Source organism: Halopseudomonas salina (assembly GCF_008641105.1).
Genome location: NZ_VTTI01000009.1, coordinates 29160 through 45761 on the forward strand (window position 1 = coordinate 29160; position 16602 = coordinate 45761).

Genomic DNA, 16602 nt, shown 5'->3' on the forward strand with positions numbered 1-16602 from the left:
GCGCGGTGGGGCAAAGCCGGCAAATGGCTTGTTAATGCAGCATTCAGCGCGTTTATCTTCGCGTGTTGGTTAGCGCGCCTGGGCGAAGGGAGCTGGCTTGGTCCTGGCTGCGCTCACCTTGCGGTAGCCTTCGGTCAATGCAGCAGCGATACCGTCTGCGTCTGGGATATTTCTCGAGACCACGTATACCAAGGGCCAGGTATCGAGCACGTCGCATTTTGAATCTGCTTGCGGATAATGAAGCAACGCTTTCTTGATTGGATCGGCGTAACTGATCAGGTAGTCGGCACGCCCTTTTTGTAGCAGTTGCATGGCAGCTACGTGATCCGGCGCGACAATTGGACGCCGCTTGTTTTTCTCGAATATGTCGTCGAGCTGTGCGCGGTAGGTGTAACCCCTGATCAGTACCAGATCCTTGCGAGCAAGGTCCTGAACACTCTCGATCGAAGGAGTAGCTTCCAATGAGAATGCGCATAGCGTTATATCGATGCCGATTGAAGGCGTTTCGAGCGTAGCATCTTGCAGGGCAGGAATGGCCTGCGATCCGGGCCAGAAATCGATCTTGCCGGTGGTCAGGCCGTGGTAAATGCGCCTGATCGGATAACTTACCCAATTGATACCTAGCCCGCTTTCCGCCGCGACGCGATTGGTCAGCTCGATAACGCTCCCGGCTGGCTCACCGTTGTCATCGAGATACGCCATGGGGGGGAAGTTCAGAAAGGCTGCATTCAGTGTTCGAACGGGTTCTGCGGCATGCACGAAACTGAAACTGGTGTACAGCATCAGCAGTAGACCCAGAGAGATTCTGCGCCAGGGGCGGGTATATTGGTTCATTTATTTATTATTGGTTTGGTATTTGTAAGCGCACGCTGCCAAGCCTAGACGGGAATTCATTTGGCGTCGAGCCAGGATTCACACCCATTTGGGTTAGACTTGATTTCCTTGTTCGGCCCGGAGAGCAGCTCTTTATGGCTGTAGCGCATCCTTACCTGTCGGCTAACCCGCTGCATGAAATTTACCGGGACTCATGGCTCCTGGCGGCTCACAAGCCGGCCGGTCTGCTGGTACACCGTAGTCCTATTGATCGGCATGAAACCGAGTTTGCACTGCAATACGCCCGTGCGCTCAATGGCGGTGAGCATGTGTACCCGGTGCATAGATTGGACCGCCCGACCTCGGGTGTGCTTCTGTTCGCTCGAGACCCAGCGACCGCGAGTGCTCTGGGGAAAATGTTCATGGATGGAAAAGTAGCGAAGACGTATCTGGCGATGGTGCGGGGCTGGACTCCCGAGGCGGGGGTCATCGACCACCCCCTGCGCGAGCATCCGACTGACCGACGCTGCAAGGGTGAAGAGCAACCCCTACGCGAGGCGAAGAGCGGCTTCCGTCGGTTGGCGACGACGGAGATTCCAGTTGAGATAGAAGGCTACCCGGCCAGTCGTTACAGTCTGGTAGAGCTCAGCCCGCAAACCGGTCGCAAACACCAATTGCGCCGGCACATGCAGCACATCAGTCATCCGATTATTGGCGATACCAATTACGGTCGTACCCGGCACAACCATTATTTCGCCGAGCGTTTCGGCCAGAGCCGGTTGATGCTGGCGGCCACCGCTATGGCTTTCAGCCATCCCGTCACCGGTCAGTCGGTCATCCTGGAATCAGTACCCGAGATGTCGTTCATGCGGGTTTTATCAATTTTTGATGGGGAGTTTAGCTAAGCTCATACACTTTCCTTTTCTGGCTGGGCTTGCGCCTCAAAGAGGAAAGCTTCCAGCGAATCGTCCATCGCATCCATCCAGGGGGTGTGGTGGACGGGGGCCAGGGTGCCGGTCAGTGTCGAGCGGTAACTCTTGTTGCGATAACCGAGTATGTCCGCCTCCTTGTGATGTTCCCACTGCTTGAAGATCTCGGCGACGCCGGTCACATCGAAGGGCGGGTAGTCAGTCGGCTCAAGCAGATCCAGTATGTAGGCCGCCTGGAAGTCGATTGCCTCGAAGGGGTCAGTTACCTGTTCCTCGCGTCCTACCCATTCCCGGGTGTCGGCTGCCATCGCCTGGTCCGTTGGCAGGGTGATGCGGCCGAGCATCAGATCCCGCGCGTACCAGGCCTGGGCGTCAAACATATTGAAGGTGTAGTACTGGTCCTGCATGCCGAGGAAAACCAGTTTGGGGTTGGCCAGCGACACGATGCCCTTGTACAGGCCTTCCGGATAGAGTCGGTTGCTGGTGGTGAGCGTCAACTCGTTGGGCAGGAACGGGAAGTGATGCTGATACCCGGTACACAGGATGATCGCGTCAACGTCCTTGCTGGTGCCGTCCTTGAAGTGGGCAGTCTTGCCGACAACTTCGGAAAGCAATGGCACTTCGGCAAAGGATTCCGGCCAGTCAAAACCCATGGGCTTTGAGCGGTAGCTGAACGTGACCGACTTCGCCCCGTACTTGTGACACTGGGTGCCAATATCTTCCGCCGAATAGCTGCTGCCGATCAGTAGCAGATCCTTGCCCTGGAACTCGCAGGCGTCGCGGAAATCGTGGGCGTGCAGCACGCGACCGGGGAACTTTTCCAGACCTTCGAAGTAGGGCGCGTTGGGTGTTGAAAAGTGGCCGGTGGCAACGATCACATGATCGAACTCTTCAGTGCTGAGCACGTCCTGTTTGAGGTCGCGCACGGTGACTGCGAACTTGCCGGTGGCTTCGTCTTCGGCAACCCAGTGCACAGCGGTATTGAAGCGGATGTACTGGCGCACGTTGCTCTTGGCAACACGACCCATGATGTAGTCACGCAGGACGGCCCGCGGCGGGTAGGAGGGGATGGGGCGGCCGAAATGCTCCTCGAAGCTGTAATCGGCAAACTCCAGGCATTCCTTGGGGCCGTTCGACCACAGGTAGCGGTACATGCTGCCGTGAACCGGCTCGCCGTAGGCATCGAGTCCCGTGCGCCAGGTGTAGTTCCACAGGCCGCCCCAGTCACTCTGCTTTTCATAGCAGACGATTTCGGGGATGTCAGCGCCGTCGCGGCGGGCTGCTTCGAAAGCACGTAGTTGGGCCAGGCCGCTCGGGCCGGCGCCTAGAATGGCAACTCTAAAGCTCATAATGACTCCTGATAACAGGCAAGGTATCGTGCGCGGGCGAGAGCGGCCCGGGCAACGATTAAAAGCGAAAAGCACGCACCGCCCGAACCGAAATACGGTCGAGACATGGGGCTTCGCAATGAAGCGCACTGAAGTCGGGTTAACCGATGGCGCAATGTGATGAAGGCTGCAGCTGTCGGGGTGCAACAGAGGGCCGAAGGTGGGCAGGCCACCGATGAAACGCGAGGTCTCGAGAAAACGCCGGAAGGAAGCGCTCGAACTGGTCAAGCAGAAGAAGAATACTTGGTAACTCGTATGCCAGGAGCGGCACCTTAACACAATCGGGGTGTCCGCGTTTCTGCCGCATAGGATAGCTGACAGGAAAAATCGATATGAAAACCACCTCGCGCTTGGTTTGCCCCCTCTGTGGACAGGCTAACCAATGTGCTTATGTCGCATCGGACGTGACCGTAAAGTGCTGGTGTTTTGCTGTGCCGGTAAGCAAGCAGAATCTGGCTCGTGTCCCGGCTGATCAGATTGACAAGGCATGCCTTTGTCCACGCTGCGCAACAGCTGGAGCAAATACGGCTGAAGCGGACCACTCCGTCCGTCGAGCCGATTAAAGGATGGGTAATACTGGTCGACATATCAGGGAATATTTCGTGTAACACTTTTGGTGGATACGATCAGGTATGCCCAACCGGTGGTATTTCTCCACAAGTCGCGAAATCACCCTCCCTTCCGAGTACATCCTATGACTCTGCTTCGCCGATTCTCCATATCTCAGAGGCTGCTTGCGGGTACCTCGCTGACACTTCTGATCATTTTCGCTCTGGTCGGAGGCTTTGCCGTGGACTTCCGACAAAGCCTCCTTGATGGACGTGGGTTGAAAACACAGCACATTGTGGAATCGGGGATGGGCGTGCTGCAGTATTTCCATGACCGCCAGCTCAGTGGGGAGCTGACAAGGGAAGAAGCTGTTGCTGCAGCAATGGTAGCGCTTGAAGGCCAGCGTTACGGTGACAATGATTATTTCTGGGTTCACACCCTTGATCTGCAGATGCTCATGCATCCTTTCAGCAAGGCGCTGGTGGGAAATAGCGTGGCGCAGGTGAAGGATCCCAATGGCAAGTTTCTTTTCCGCGAAATGAACGATGTGGTCCGCGCTGATTCGGCTGGTTTTGTTGCTTACGACTGGCCGAAACCGGGAGTTACTGATCCTGTTCCGAAAATTTCTTACGTTTCTCTGTTCGAGCCGTGGGGCGTGGTACTGGGATCGGGAATCTATCTGGACGATGTAAATGGATTCTTCTGGGCGGAAATGGCCCCCAAACTCATTCTGGCGGGCTTCGGTTTGCTGGTGCTGATCGGCTTCAACCTGCTGATTGCACGCAGCATCAACGGGCCCCTCGGTCACGCAGTGCGAGCCATGAATGACATAGCAACAGGCGACGGCGATCTGACTCGAAGACTGGATACCAGCGGCAATGACGAAGTGGCGGGGTTGGCGCGTGGCTTCAATGCCTTTACCGACAAATTGACGGGGGTCATAGATGAGCTGCGTGAGGTGGTTTCGCGCAATCGGGAAATCGCGAGTGAAGTTGGTGGGGCCATGGCCAAGGCCGAGGCGTCCTATAACCAGCAAAGCAGTGAGCTGGAAACCATCGCTTCTGCGGTAGAGGAAATGAGTTCGACAGTCGAGGAAATTGCCAGACGCATGTCGGATTCGGCCGGAGCGGCCAAGGAGGCAGGCGACCAGACAGCCAAGGGGCATGAAACTGCAGAGCTTACCTCGGCAATGATGGTAACCCTGGCCAACGATATCGAACGGGCAGGGCAGGCCGTTAGTGAACTGAATGAAAACTCCAAAACGATAGGGTCGGTTCTGAGCGTGATACGTGGGGTAGCTGACCAGACCAACCTGCTGGCCTTGAACGCGGCTATAGAAGCTGCTCGGGCAGGCGAGCAGGGTCGGGGCTTTGCAGTAGTAGCCGATGAGGTAAGAACCCTGGCAAGCCGGACCCAGCGCTCTACCGATGAAATTCAGGAAATGATAACGCTGCTCCAGAATGGTACTACCAAGGCGGTGGAGTCCATGGAGGGCAGCCATCGTCAGTCGGAAGAGATGCAGGCACAGGTTGAGGCGTCCCGTACTGCCCTGGGCTTGATCGCCACCTCGGTATCGACCATTACCGACATGACCCATCAGGTGGCTGCCGCGGCCGAGCAGCAGTCACAGACATCCAACGAAATTGCTCGCAGCCTCAATCAACTCAGTGCCCTGGGCGGCAAGGTGATGTTCGAGCTGAAAGATACCGCAGAGAATACCGAGCACCTCAAGGAGGCTGCTGAGCAACTCGAACGATTGATTGGCCAGTTCAAGACAGCCCGGCTCTGAACGGGCACCCGGTAACAATGCTAGGCTTCTATTCTTGAAAACAACCAACAGGAGCCATGCAATGAAAACTGTACTTATCACCGGTGCCAACCGTGGAATTGGGCTGGAACTGGCTCGTTTGTATGCTGGCCGGGGTGATCAGGTGACAGGTGTCTGCCGCGAATCATCGCCCGAGCTCGACGCCGTCGCTACCAGGATTGTGGCAGGTATCGACGTGACATCTGAGCTCGACGTCAGGCGCCTGGCCAGCGAGCTCGCCGGCAGCCGCGTTGATCTACTGATCAATAACGCAGGCTTGTTGCAGGATGAAAAGTTGGGTGCCATAGATTTCGATTCCATTCGCACCCAGATGGAAATCAATGCCTATGCGCCGTTACGGGTTGCTGAGGCTTTGCTTGCGTTGATACCCAGGGGTGGCAAGATTGCCAATGTCACCAGTCGCATGGGGTCCATAGCGGATAATGACTCGGGCGGGCGCTACGGTTATCGCGCTTCAAAGGCTGCGCTGAACGCTTTTGGCAAGTCGCTGGCGATGGATCTCAAGCCCAAGGGAGTTGCCGTCGCGCAGCTGCACCCCGGTTATGTACAGACCCGGATGGTCGGTTTTTCCGGCCATATCACACCCACTGAGTCGGCCCGTGGGCTGGCTGAAAGAATCGATAATCTGAGTCTGGAAAATACCGGATCTTTCTGGCACAGCAATGGTGATGAACTGCCCTGGTAATCCATTTAGCTTTCGCGCCTAGCGGCAGAACCCGTAATTACTGGTATCCAGATGAAAGTGGTTGGCGTGGGCCTGGTTGTATTCGGGACCAAGGACGGTGCCAAAGTAATCGCAAGCGCTATCCTGGAAAGCCCTCAGGAAATCTCCAGCCTTTGACTCCCCAGGCCGTGCCCAATCCCTGAGCACCGAAATCCGCTCACCACCAACCAGTTCAAAGCTTGCAATATCCAGTGCAGATGCTGTGGCGTGTTCGCTGCGGCGACCCTCCTCACGGTTATACACATTGCGACAGGCAAAACTGCCGTAGTGATCTATCCGCTTCACTTGATTGTCCAGATGGATCAAGGCCAGGCGCTGTAATTCATTGCGTTCGAACATGATCCAGGCCACCGCCCAGGGACAACTGATGGTAAACGGAGAGTTGAAAGCCACGTCGGTTCGATTGATTCTGATTACATTTTCCAGCGGGCAGCCTTCCACCGGGGAGTAGTCTTCAAGCGGCATATAGTCCAATACGTTGTCGGGAGCTGTTGCCAGTGCATTTCTACACTGCTCGGGAGCGAGCTTGAGCCGGGACAACTTCCAGCGGGAAACAGGTGTTAGCTGGTGCTCGACCGACAATGGGGCCCAGGGATTCCAGGCAGCCGGAACAGCTTCCCAGGGGCGCGTCAGATATATCAGCAAGCATAAGGCCAGCAGGGCGAGGAGCTTCGCCAGGCGCAGTAGTAATTTATTCAACTGAACCTCGGTTTCGGGAGTGTGCGACTGTTCTTGGATGTTTCAGTCAACGTATTCATATTGTTGATTTGTCTTGCCTGCAGCACAATTTATGCTTATATCGGCTTTGAAATTCAGCCTCAGTGTGGAGAAAGCATGCCTGACAATAAAAACATCTACATTCTTTATGGCGCGTCCCATTCCCTTTACACAGGTAAAGCGCGCTGTTATTTACGCAACCAGCGCATTTCCTACATCGAGCGGCCGACCACCCATCCGGATTTTGCCGCGCGGATTCTCCCGCAGATTGGCAGGGGGATCATCCCTGTGCTGGAGACACCCGATGGGCAGATCATTCAGGATACTGTCGATATCATCGATTATTTCGAACGTCTGGGTGTACCTTACCCGGTGTATCCACAGGGTCCCTTGCAACGTGCAATAGCGATTATCATCGAGTACTACGGTGGCCAGGCTATGCTCAAGCATGCGATGCATTATCGGTGGTCCTACCTCGAGCAACAGAAAGATTTTCTGGTACATGCATTCACCAGCGGATCGGGTGCAGGGATGGCGGAAAAGATCATGATGCGTATGCAGGCCTATTTGCCGCGTCTGGGTGTAACCGAACAGAGCATCCCGCACATCGAGCGGTCATACGAGGCCTTGTTGGATATTCTTGATGCGCACTTCGAGCAGATGCCCTACCTGCTCGGGGACCGGCCCTCGATTGGAGACTATGGACTGATAGGCTCCCTGTTTGCCCACCTGGGACGTGATCCGGTGCCCTGCCAGATCATGAAGCTACGCGCGCCGCGGGTGTATCGGTGGGTTGAGCGCATGACGGCGCCTGGGCTTGATGTGGTCGAATATCCTGAGCGTGCTGCTGAATTCTGGCCCGAGGACGCGATCCCGCTAACACTCGAGCCACTACTAGAGCATATCGCCAGCGAAATCTTTCCTGAGCTGAGCGATAAGCTGGCCTTTATCGATAACTGGGTGTTGCGCAATCAGCCAGCCGATGGTGAGCCCGTGACTGAAAAGCCCCAGCAACGCCAGCTGGGTATGGTAAATACCAGTTTCAAGGGCACCCCGCTCGAGGTTGGAGTGGAACCGTACCTCTTGTTTTTACTACAGCGTGCAGCGGATGCGTTGGCGGATTTGACCGGGCCCGAGTCTGAGCGCGTGCAGGTCTTTCTCGACCGTATGGGGCTCGCAGCAGCTGTGCCTCGGGGCCTGGCTTACAGTGTTGCCCGCCAAAGCAATATCGAGGTGTGGGCTATAAGATGAAGCTGGGACAGTAATTAACCGTTTTTCAGCTGTGCTACTCAGGCGAGCTCAGCCCTCATCGAACCAGTTGCCCAGATGGATCTTGCCCTTGCGCGTGCTCGATGCGGGCTTGGGTTTCTTGGGTTTCTTCGGCTTTTTGACAATCTGACCGCCGGGGGTAGTTATCGGCACGCGGTGGGTGGGAATGAAGTCGGCTTCCTCCTTGCGCGGCAAGGTCTGGCCGATAAATGTTTCGATTGCTGCGAGCTGCTCTACTTCGTCAGCACTGACCAGCGAGATGGCTTCGCCGTTGCTGCCTGCGCGACCGGTGCGGCCGATTCGGTGGACATAATCCTCGGCGACCACAGGTAGGTCGAGATTGACGACCTGGGGCAAGTCATTGATGTCCAGTCCGCGTGCCGCGACGTCAGTAGCCACCAGCACTCGGACCTCGTCAGCCTTGAAGCGGGCGAGGGCGCGTAGGCGTGCAGGCTGCGGCCTGTCGCCGTGAATTGCATCGGCACTAACGCCATTGCTCTGTAGCATATCCACCAGTTGGTCCACTCCCTGGCGTGTTTTGGCAAAGACCAGTACCTGACGCCATTTGCGCTGTGATAGCAGGTGCATGAAGAGTTCAGGCTTACGTTTCTTGTCCACCGGGATAACACACTGCGAGACGGTGACTGCCGCGACCTCATTGGGGCTGATATCAAGCACCAGTGGGTCGCGCAACAGATCCTCGCCCAAGATGCGAATAGCATTGGAAAAAGTTGCGGAAAACAGCAGCGTCTGACGCTTGCTCGGCAGTGCACTGAAAACCTGATGCAGCTCTTCGGCGAAGCCCAGATCGAGCATGCGATCGGCTTCGTCCAGGACCAGTATCTGTAGCTGGCTGAAAGACACCGCGTTCTTGCGATAAAGGTCCAGCAGGCGACCGGGTGTCGCCACCAATATGTCCACACCCTTGCGCAATGCCATCATCTGCGGATTGATTGAGACCCCACCATAGACTGCATAGCTGCGCAACGGCAGCTGATCCCCGTAGGTCATGAAACTCTGCAGAACCTGTTCAGCCAGCTCCCGAGTGGGTACCAGAATCAGAGCCCGAGTCTGGTTGCTGGCGACCCTGGGGCCCTCTTGCAGCAGTTTGTGTAGTACCGGTAAGGCAAAGCCGGCGGTTTTGCCTGTCCCTGTCTGCGCCGCGGCCATTAGGTCCCGACCCTTGATCACGGCTGGAATGGCTGCTGTCTGGACTGCGGTTGGTGAGCGGTAGTTCAGTCGATCAAGTGTGCGCAGGATCGGGTCGAGCAGACCCAGGGAGGAGAACGTCATGGATGCAATGCCGGCAAGAAAAGAGTCGGTGCAGTTTACCCGTGGCTTGTGGAAGAAAGCCAACCGCGAATAATGGAGGCACCGACGGGTCGAATGGCTGGAGGGCCGCTCAAAGCAGACCTATGGCACGCGCTGGGATTGTCTACCATTCAATAGAACCTTTGCGGGTTATCTGTGTCGACTTTCAACCTACTCACTTTTATGTTCTGCTCTTTATGCCGTGATGTGAATTCTCACGGGCGCACCGCGGTGAAAAGCAAACGTTAACGTAATGGATAGCACAACATGCCCAATCAGTATTTACGATTTACCTGGCAACTGGCACTGGTTCTTATGCTCGGCAGCCTGCTTTCGGGGTGTGGCATAAACAACATTCCTACCTATGATGAGCAGGTCAAATCATCCTGGGCGCAGGTGGAAAATCAGTACCAGAGACGCGCAGACCTTGTGCCCAATCTGGTCGAGACGGTCAAGGGCTTCGCTCGCCAGGAGCGGGAAACACTGACCGCTGTGGTCGAGGCTCGGGCCAAGGCAACATCGATTCAGATCAGCGCCGAGGACCTGAACGACCCGGCCAAGATGCGGCAATTCGAGCAGGCGCAATCTCAGCTGACGGGGGCGCTCAGTCGGTTGATGGCTGTTTCGGAACGGTACCCGGATCTCAAATCCAATCAGAACTTTTTGACACTGCAGTCGCAGCTGGAAGGCACCGAGAACCGTATCGCGGTAGCAAGGCGCGATTACATCGCCTCCGTGCAGCAGTACAACACCGAGATCCGCACCTTCCCGGGTCGCATCTGGCACAGCCTGATGTATAGCGACATGCCCATACGCGAAAACTTTGAAGCCACCACTGAGGGCGCAGAACAGGCGCCGGCAGTGCAGTTCGAATGAGTATGCGCAAACTTCTCGTACCCTGGCAGTTGCTTGCCCTGCTGGTGTTCAGCTGCGCCGCTACTGCTCAGGTGCCGGCCGTCGAGGTCGAGTTGCCAGAATTGACCGGCCGCGTGGTGGATCAGGCTGAAATGGTTGGACCCCAGACTGAGACGCGCTTGACGCAAATGCTTGCTGCTCATGAACAGGCAACCGGTGAGCAGGTGGTGGTAGTGACTGTGCCGGATCTTCAGGGTCGCAGCATAGAAGAGTTTGGCGTGGAACTCGGCCGAGCCTGGGGTATAGGCGAGGCCGAGGAAGATACCGGCGCCTTGCTGATAGTGGCGCGCGATGATCGGAAGATCCGTATCGAGGTGGGTTATGGTCTCGAAGGTCGACTGACGGATGCGCAATCATCAGCCATCATCAACAGCATCATTACGCCAGCTTTCCGTGAGGGCAATTTTGAACAGGGCATCGCCGATGGAAGTGCGGCGATGGTCCAGGTTCTGGGCGGCGATCCCCTCTTGACGGCCAGTGGTCGTCCGGTCACTGAAAAGAATGACAACCCTCCCGGTGGTCTGTTCGTCATTCTGTTTTTCGTGGTGATCTCGCTGATCCGCGGTGCCTTCGGTGGTCGTGGCGGCCGCGGTGGCAGAGGTTTCGGCAGCGCGATACTGGCCGGCGCTCTGCTCGGTGGCATGGGTCGCGGCGGCGGTGGGGGAGGCGGTTTTGGCGGTGGCGGTGGCGGCTTTGGTGGCGGTGGCGCTTCGGGCGGCTGGTAAACTCAATCATGGATTCCCAATGACTCTTCTTACGCAAGACGAACAACAGCAGGTTGCTGATGCGATCGATCGTATCGAACTTGAGACCGACGCCGAGGTGGTAACGGTGCTTGCTGCCCGCGCCGATGACTACCATTACATTCCGTTGCTCTGGGCTGGTGTGCTTGCTCTGCTGATACCCGGTCTGGTGATACTTGTCACCGGCTGGCTGGGTGCGGCAGAGTTACTACTGGCCCAATGGGTGACTTTTATCATTCTGGCACTGGTCTTTCGGCTGCCGCCGGTCATTACCCGGCTTATCCCGCGATCAGTCAGGCATTGGCGAGCGAGCAACCTCGCGCGGCGACAATTCATTGAGCTCAACCTGCACCACACCGATGGTGCTACAGGCATGCTCATTTTTGTTTCCGAAGCTGAGCGGTATGTAGAGATTCTGGTTGATCGGGGTATTTCCGGTCGCATCGATAACGCGGTGTGGGAGTCCATTGTCGAAGCCTTTACCGTCAAGGTACGTGAAGGCAAAGTACTGGATGGCTTCCTGAGCTGCATCGACTCATGCGGAGCACAACTGAGTCAGCATGTGCCAGGCACGCACGACCGCAACGAACTGTCCAACCGTCTGGTGGTGCTGCCCTGAATCGTCGAACGGTTGGCCTCATCCTGATTGGCGATGAATTGCTCAATGGTCGCAAGCAGGACGCGCACCTGCCGGCAATGATCCCGCGGTTTTCCCAGCGTGGGCTGGAAATTGATTGGGTCAACGTCGTTGGCGATAATCCGGGCCTGATCACGCGCGCGCTTGAGGATTCCCTTGGTCGTGGAGATATCGTGTTCTGTTTTGGGGGTATAGGTGCTACGCCGGATGACCTTACCCGCCAGTGTGCAGCGGCGGCGCTGCGGGTAGATATCGAACTGCATCCCGCCGCCGAACAGGAAATCCGTGCGCAATTGGGTGACAGGCTTAACGCCAACCACCTGCGCATGGGCGAGTTTCCGGCGGGTTCTCGTATTATCCCCAACCCGATCAACCGCATACCGGGCTTTTCGATACGTGATCATCATTTTGTGCCCGGCTTTCCTCGGATGGCCTGGCCGATGGTCGAGTGGGTGCTGGATCACGACTACGCCAGTCTGCAAGCCCCGGGCCAGCAAGTCACTCAGACCCTTGTGCTTACCGATACTTCCGAGGGCCCTTTGATACCGCTCATGGAGCAGCTTTTGGCCGAGTTCGTTCATCTGCGTCTGGCCTGCCTGCCCCACGCCGAAGGCCGTCAGGAAGTCGAACTGAGTCTCAGGGGCAGGCCTGAGGAGGTGGTGGCAGGCATGGACCGGCTGCGTGAGTTATTGAATCAACGGGAAAAGTAGATGTTAAGCTGTCGAGTATATTCAGGTAGCCGAGGAATTGATCATGGGTGAGTCAAAGCGTCGTCAGGCAACAGGGGAGCCGAGCCCCCAGAGGCGCAAGCAGAAAGGCCGTAACGGCCTCGTGTGGGGCGGCGCTGTGCTGGCCGTGGCAGCAGCCTTGGCTGCTACCTTTTATCTGGCCACTCCAGGTACCGGTCCGATCGCATTGCCATCGGTGCCCGCGGATCAGCCGGCATTCCCTGCCGAGGTAGACAGATTCGGAGTGCAACTGGGCGACCCTGAGGCACCTGTTGTGGTGCGTGAGTTTGCGGACTATCAGTGCCCGGCCTGCGCGCGTTTCTCCGGCGTTATTGATCAACTGAAAAGCGACTATATTGATTCGGGCAAGGTGCGTCTGGTGTTCTTTGAAATGCCCCTGGCTCAGCACAGTAACGCTATGCCTGCGGCAATTGCGGCCCGTTGCGCCGGCGAACAGGATGCCTACTGGGGCATGCATGATGCGTTGTTCACCAATCAGGCTGCCTGGAGCACTTCAAACGATCCACTGGCACTATTTGCCGGTTATGCCGGGGAGCTGGGGCTGCATGAAGGGCGCTTTGAGCGTTGTATCTCGACCGAGCAGACCCGTTCTGCTGTAGAGGACAGTCTCGCAGTGGCCAAGCAACTGCGCGTCGCCAGTACGCCGACAGTGATCGTCGATAACATCCCGTTGACACGCAGCAACTGGGAGCAGCTTTCAGGCGTTATCGAGCAGCAGCTCGACAGGGACTAACACTCCAGATCGGGACGATGGCCGGCAGGCAGCTGGCCATCGTCCATAAAGCCGAGGCTAGCAGGTATGTCCGATAAACCGCTTGCAGCGCGTTCTGACCGCAGTTCGATCGACGCCTTCATCAATCAGGTACGCGCTCTGCCTGCACGCCCGGACGAGCAGGGCAGACTTATCTTTGCCCTTGACGCCACTGCCAGCCGTGAGGCTACCTGGGATCAGGCCAGTGATCTGCAAAGCGAGCTCTTCGGTGCGGCGCAGGACCTGGGCGGTTTGTCGATCCAGCTTTGCTATTACCGGGGATTTCGCGAGTTCAAAGCCACAGGCTTTGTTGAAAAGACCAGTCAGTTGCTCGGTCTGATGAATGGCGTTCGCTGTCTGGGCGGCATCACCCAGATTGGACGTGTGTTGCGCCATGCCTTGCAGGAGACCCGTGCAAAGCCGGTCAAGGCGGTGGTATTCATTGGTGACTGTTGCGAAGAGTCGGTTGACGAACTCTGTCATGCCGCTGGCGAGCTGGGCATGCTGCGAACACCGGTTTTCATGTTCCAGGAGGGTGCAGATCCTCATGCGCAGGCGGTGTTCCGGCAAGTCAGTAGCCTTTCGGGGGGCGCCTATGCACCTTTTGACCGAAGCAGCCCACAATTGCTCAGGGAGTTACTCGCCGCTGTTGCCGTGTACGCCTCGGGGGGTGTCAAAGCCTTGAGAGATCATTCCGATAGAAGCTCCGTAGAAGTGAGGCGTCTCACGCAGCAGATCCGGTAGGCGTGATGATGCGATACGATCTTTCATTTTTGGAGCGTTAATGGCTGCATTATTGCTTTTTTGTCTGTTCGCCGCTGTTGCTGGCTGGCTCTGGGTGCGTTCCCTTCCATCCGCCCAGCGCAAGCCGGCAATTCTCAAACTGGTGATTATCGGCACCGTTGCTGTGGTTGCCATTCTCGCGCTTACCGGACGTTTTTACCTGGTACTGGCGTTACTCGCGGGTCTGTTTCCATTGTTGCGCCGTATGCTCCCGGGGCTGTTGCTGGGGCGATTATTTCGGGGGTTCGGCTTGCCGGGGATGGGGCGCGGCCGCAGCAAGGCGAGTAGCGGCAATCAATCCCGGGTATCCAGTCAGATTCTGGAGATGACACTGGACCATGACAGTGGGGATATGAGCGGCAGTGTGCTGGAGGGTCCTTTTTCCGGTCAGCAGCTGGCTGATCTGGGCGAACAACAATTCATCGAGTTGCTTGAATATTGCAGGCAGAATGACGATGACTCAGCCCGCTTGCTGGAAAGTTATCTGGATCGGCGCTTCGGCGATTCCTGGCGTGCTGATGACTCAGCTAATGGATCTGCTGAAGGGCGGGAGGGAAGTCAGCGCTCAGCCCGTGCGGGTTCACTCACCAAGTCCGAGGCTCTGGAGGTGCTAGGGCTGGAGGCGGGAGCCACGCAGGAAGACGTTATTCAGGCGCATCGGCTCTTGATGCAGAAAATGCATCCTGATCGCGGCGGGAGTACTTATCTGGCGTCCCTGATCAACGAGGCAAAGGACGTCCTGGTCGACTAGCCGGAGCGACTAGAGGAGTTTTCCGGCCCACTGGCAGGCTCGTATTCCTTGCAGAATACGCCGCCGGCAGACAGGCAATAGGTTACCCATCTAGAGTCAGGTTTTATATCAAAAGGTGTCTCAGGACCGCCCAGAATGGCTTGTCTGGCAGCCTCGCAGCTATCAAACCGTACCGGGATATGGTACCCCGCCTGCGCTACCTGCTCCGGAAGCACTATTTGTGTGCCGGGCCCATCTGCAATACTCCAGCCGTTATCGCGCAATCTGACAGCGTAAAGCGCGCGCTCGACGGGTATCGCTTCGCTGTAATCATTGACTATATGCAATGCATTCTCCAGTTCAGGCCCCCTGCAGGCAGGGGGCCATTCATGTTCAGTCCTCGACCTGGAAGGTCAGACCAGCGTTGTTCTGCAGACGCTCAATCAGCAGCGAGCCAAGGGCTGATGCAGGTGTCCAGATACCACCGGAGGCGGCATTCGGGTTTTTCACCAGACACACAGCGCTCTCGGCGATCATTTTTGATGTGGAGCCATAGCCTGGGTCCTTGTCGCCCTTGACGCTGACCCTGAGGCTGTCGCCCTGCTCATTGGAGCCGGCAAAGAGTACGTCGTAGTAACCGTTTTCACGTTCTTCCTTTGATGGACCCTCGCCTGGCTGGCGCGGATCGTTGGCCATGGATTTGTCCGCGGCTACCGCCTTGGCGGTGGCTTCGCCCTTATCGCCAGGTCCGGTCAACATCATCTCGTCATACACAAAATCTTCGCCATACTTGTGGCCAAGCAGGAAGTTGGAGCGATGAATGTTCTTGGTATTGATCGTGGCCATGACGAAAGGCGCAGACCAGCTATTAAGGTCCTCGTCATAGCTGGGAGCGTTGCCTGAGGGCTGATCCGCACCGGTAAAGCCTGGAGTCAGCGCAAATGGATTACCCAGCACTTTCATCATTTCCGGCTTCTTGGATGCTGCTGCCATGGTGGCCTTGAAGCTGGCCAGGGTACCGCCGGAGAAGGTGCCTTTCATGGCTCGCACGCGGCCCTTGATCCTGGGCAGGGTGGTGGCGAACTTTTCCCTGGCCTTCTCCTGCAGGAAGAATGCGCCCAGGTCGAATGGCACAGAGTCGAAGCCGCAGGAAAATACGATACGCGCGCCGCTGGCCTTGGCGTCATCCTGATGCTTGGCGATCATTTCGTGCATCCATGCCGGCTCACCACACAGATCCACATAGTCAGTGCCTGCCTTGGCGCATGCAGCAACCACATCAGACCCGTAAAGCTGATAAGGCCCCACGGTGGTCAGTAACACCCGGGTTTTTTCCACCATGCTCTTGATTGAAGCGGGTTCATTTGCATCTGCGACCACGGTGGGCACATCGGCGGGTATCCCCATCTCTTCCCGTACGCTATCGATTTTGCTCTGACTGCGACCGGCCATCGCCCATTTGACCTCACCGTTGACGCCGTATTGCTTGTTCAGGTACTCGCATACCAGCCGACCGGTGTAGCCGGTTGCGCCATAAACGATGATGTCCAGTTCTCTTTCCGCTGACATGTCAGTTGCCTCTGTTGAGATGGGTGTATGAATCAATCCTAGACCAGGCCGCACGTCCATCAAGTATCGAGGATTCGGGCGGTGCTGGTTGTGTAGGTCAACAATAGGCTGATCAGATTCATTGCTGAAGCACTATCGCTTTGCGCCATTGGTGGATATAGACAATGGAAATTGACAGGGGAGGGGTGATGCTTGAT

Annotated in this window: 18 protein-coding genes; 12 read left to right on the forward strand and 6 right to left on the reverse strand. The window is 56.8% G+C overall.

Annotated elements, in window-relative coordinates:
* Positions 1-69 precede the first annotated feature (69 nt).
* On the reverse strand, positions 70-834 hold the full coding sequence (locus FZF01_RS14200; protein ID WP_150278875.1) for a substrate-binding periplasmic protein: 765 nt from the start codon (positions 832-834) through the stop codon (positions 70-72).
* 134 nt (positions 835-968) lie between these two features.
* Here FZF01_RS14200 and FZF01_RS14205 point away from each other — a divergent pair, with 134 nt between their 5' ends.
* On the forward strand, positions 969-1718 hold the full coding sequence (locus tag FZF01_RS14205; RefSeq protein WP_150278876.1) for a pseudouridine synthase: 750 nt from the start codon (positions 969-971) through the stop codon (positions 1716-1718).
* 2 nt (positions 1719-1720) lie between these two features.
* On the opposite strand, the gene FZF01_RS14210 is transcribed toward FZF01_RS14205, so the two are convergent.
* Entirely contained in the window at positions 1721-3091 is a 1371-nt protein-coding gene (locus FZF01_RS14210) for an NAD(P)-binding domain-containing protein (protein ID WP_150278877.1), read from the reverse strand.
* A 371-nt stretch (positions 3092-3462) separates the two neighbouring features.
* Here FZF01_RS14210 and FZF01_RS14215 point away from each other — a divergent pair, with 371 nt between their 5' ends.
* From FZF01_RS14215 to FZF01_RS14225, 3 genes are all read left to right on the forward strand, one after another.
* Positions 3463-3693 (forward strand): cysteine-rich CWC family protein, encoded by a 231-nt coding sequence (locus FZF01_RS14215; protein WP_150278878.1) that lies wholly within the window; start codon positions 3463-3465, stop codon positions 3691-3693.
* A gap of 131 nt (positions 3694-3824) precedes the next feature.
* Complete coding sequence (locus tag FZF01_RS14220; RefSeq protein WP_150278879.1) at positions 3825-5468, forward strand: methyl-accepting chemotaxis protein; 1644 nt, start codon at positions 3825-3827, stop codon at positions 5466-5468.
* A gap of 61 nt (positions 5469-5529) precedes the next feature.
* A complete protein-coding gene (locus FZF01_RS14225) occupies positions 5530-6192 on the forward strand; it encodes an SDR family oxidoreductase (RefSeq protein ID WP_150278880.1) in 663 nt (220 codons plus the stop codon).
* Positions 6193-6210: 18 nt separating this feature from the next.
* On the opposite strand, the gene FZF01_RS14230 is transcribed toward FZF01_RS14225, so the two are convergent.
* Positions 6211-6930 (reverse strand): extensin-like domain-containing protein, encoded by a 720-nt coding sequence (locus FZF01_RS14230; protein ID WP_150278881.1) that lies wholly within the window; start codon positions 6928-6930, stop codon positions 6211-6213.
* A gap of 135 nt (positions 6931-7065) precedes the next feature.
* On the opposite strand from FZF01_RS14230, the gene FZF01_RS14235 reads away from it, so the two are divergent.
* The gene (locus tag FZF01_RS14235) at positions 7066-8199 is read left to right on the forward strand and encodes a glutathione S-transferase family protein (protein WP_150278882.1); all 1134 of its coding nucleotides are present in this window, start codon (positions 7066-7068) and stop codon (positions 8197-8199) included.
* Between the two features lie 48 nt (positions 8200-8247).
* Here FZF01_RS14235 and FZF01_RS14240 read toward each other — a convergent pair whose 3' ends face one another.
* The gene (locus FZF01_RS14240; RefSeq protein WP_150278883.1) at positions 8248-9510 is read right to left on the reverse strand and encodes a DEAD/DEAH box helicase; all 1263 of its coding nucleotides are present in this window, start codon (positions 9508-9510) and stop codon (positions 8248-8250) included.
* Between the two features lie 285 nt (positions 9511-9795).
* On the opposite strand from FZF01_RS14240, the gene FZF01_RS14245 reads away from it, so the two are divergent.
* From FZF01_RS14245 to FZF01_RS14275, 7 genes are all read left to right on the forward strand, one after another.
* Positions 9796-10404, forward strand: a complete 609-nt coding sequence (locus tag FZF01_RS14245) for a LemA family protein (RefSeq protein WP_150278884.1) — start codon at positions 9796-9798, stop codon at positions 10402-10404.
* A complete protein-coding gene (locus FZF01_RS14250; RefSeq protein WP_150278885.1) occupies positions 10401-11168 on the forward strand; it encodes a TPM domain-containing protein in 768 nt (255 codons plus the stop codon). The genes FZF01_RS14245 and FZF01_RS14250 overlap by 4 nt, the downstream gene beginning before the upstream one ends.
* 19 nt (positions 11169-11187) lie before the next feature.
* Positions 11188-11805, forward strand: coding sequence for a TPM domain-containing protein (locus FZF01_RS14255; RefSeq protein WP_150278886.1), 618 nt, complete (start codon positions 11188-11190; stop codon positions 11803-11805).
* Between the two features lie 26 nt (positions 11806-11831).
* Positions 11832-12533: a competence/damage-inducible protein A gene (locus tag FZF01_RS14260; protein WP_263363785.1), complete on the forward strand. Its 702-nt coding sequence runs from the start codon at positions 11832-11834 to the stop codon at positions 12531-12533.
* A gap of 43 nt (positions 12534-12576) precedes the next feature.
* Positions 12577-13305, forward strand: coding sequence for a DsbA family protein (locus FZF01_RS14265; RefSeq protein WP_150278888.1), 729 nt, complete (start codon positions 12577-12579; stop codon positions 13303-13305).
* 66 nt (positions 13306-13371) lie between these two features.
* Entirely contained in the window at positions 13372-14067 is a 696-nt protein-coding gene (locus FZF01_RS14270) for a VWA domain-containing protein (protein WP_150278889.1), read from the forward strand.
* 40 nt (positions 14068-14107) lie between these two features.
* Positions 14108-14857: a J domain-containing protein gene (locus tag FZF01_RS14275; RefSeq protein ID WP_150278890.1), complete on the forward strand. Its 750-nt coding sequence runs from the start codon at positions 14108-14110 to the stop codon at positions 14855-14857.
* On the opposite strand, the gene FZF01_RS14280 is transcribed toward FZF01_RS14275, so the two are convergent.
* Together FZF01_RS14280 and FZF01_RS14285 are read right to left on the reverse strand one after the other, a co-directional pair.
* Positions 14854-15183, reverse strand: a complete 330-nt coding sequence (locus tag FZF01_RS14280; RefSeq protein WP_150278891.1) for a hypothetical protein — start codon at positions 15181-15183, stop codon at positions 14854-14856. The two genes, FZF01_RS14275 and FZF01_RS14280, sit on opposite strands and share 4 nt — an antisense overlap.
* Before the next feature lie 46 nt (positions 15184-15229).
* Positions 15230-16405 (reverse strand): saccharopine dehydrogenase family protein, encoded by a 1176-nt coding sequence (locus FZF01_RS14285; protein WP_150278892.1) that lies wholly within the window; start codon positions 16403-16405, stop codon positions 15230-15232.
* Positions 16406-16602: the final 197 nt, after the last annotated feature.

Excerpts from the sequence above, each read along its gene's own strand:
- FZF01_RS14200 (WP_150278875.1), bottom strand. The coding sequence starts at position 834 with ATGAACCAATATACCCGCCCCTGGCGCAGAATCTCTCTGGGTCTACTG.
- FZF01_RS14205 (WP_150278876.1), top strand. The coding sequence starts at position 969 with ATGGCTGTAGCGCATCCTTACCTGTCGGCTAACCCGCTGCATGAAATT.
- FZF01_RS14210 (WP_150278877.1), bottom strand. The coding sequence starts at position 3,091 with ATGAGCTTTAGAGTTGCCATTCTAGGCGCCGGCCCGAGCGGCCTGGCC.
- FZF01_RS14215 (WP_150278878.1), top strand. The coding sequence starts at position 3,463 with ATGAAAACCACCTCGCGCTTGGTTTGCCCCCTCTGTGGACAGGCTAAC.
- FZF01_RS14220 (WP_150278879.1), top strand. The coding sequence starts at position 3,825 with ATGACTCTGCTTCGCCGATTCTCCATATCTCAGAGGCTGCTTGCGGGT.
- FZF01_RS14225 (WP_150278880.1), top strand. The coding sequence starts at position 5,530 with ATGAAAACTGTACTTATCACCGGTGCCAACCGTGGAATTGGGCTGGAA.
- FZF01_RS14235 (WP_150278882.1), top strand. The coding sequence starts at position 7,066 with ATGCCTGACAATAAAAACATCTACATTCTTTATGGCGCGTCCCATTCC.
- FZF01_RS14240 (WP_150278883.1), bottom strand. The coding sequence starts at position 9,510 with ATGACGTTCTCCTCCCTGGGTCTGCTCGACCCGATCCTGCGCACACTT.
- FZF01_RS14245 (WP_150278884.1), top strand. The coding sequence starts at position 9,796 with ATGCCCAATCAGTATTTACGATTTACCTGGCAACTGGCACTGGTTCTT.
- FZF01_RS14250 (WP_150278885.1), top strand. The coding sequence starts at position 10,401 with ATGAGTATGCGCAAACTTCTCGTACCCTGGCAGTTGCTTGCCCTGCTG.
- FZF01_RS14255 (WP_150278886.1), top strand. The coding sequence starts at position 11,188 with ATGACTCTTCTTACGCAAGACGAACAACAGCAGGTTGCTGATGCGATC.
- FZF01_RS14265 (WP_150278888.1), top strand. The coding sequence starts at position 12,577 with ATGGGTGAGTCAAAGCGTCGTCAGGCAACAGGGGAGCCGAGCCCCCAG.
- FZF01_RS14270 (WP_150278889.1), top strand. The coding sequence starts at position 13,372 with ATGTCCGATAAACCGCTTGCAGCGCGTTCTGACCGCAGTTCGATCGAC.
- FZF01_RS14275 (WP_150278890.1), top strand. The coding sequence starts at position 14,108 with ATGGCTGCATTATTGCTTTTTTGTCTGTTCGCCGCTGTTGCTGGCTGG.
- FZF01_RS14285 (WP_150278892.1), bottom strand. The coding sequence starts at position 16,405 with ATGTCAGCGGAAAGAGAACTGGACATCATCGTTTATGGCGCAACCGGC.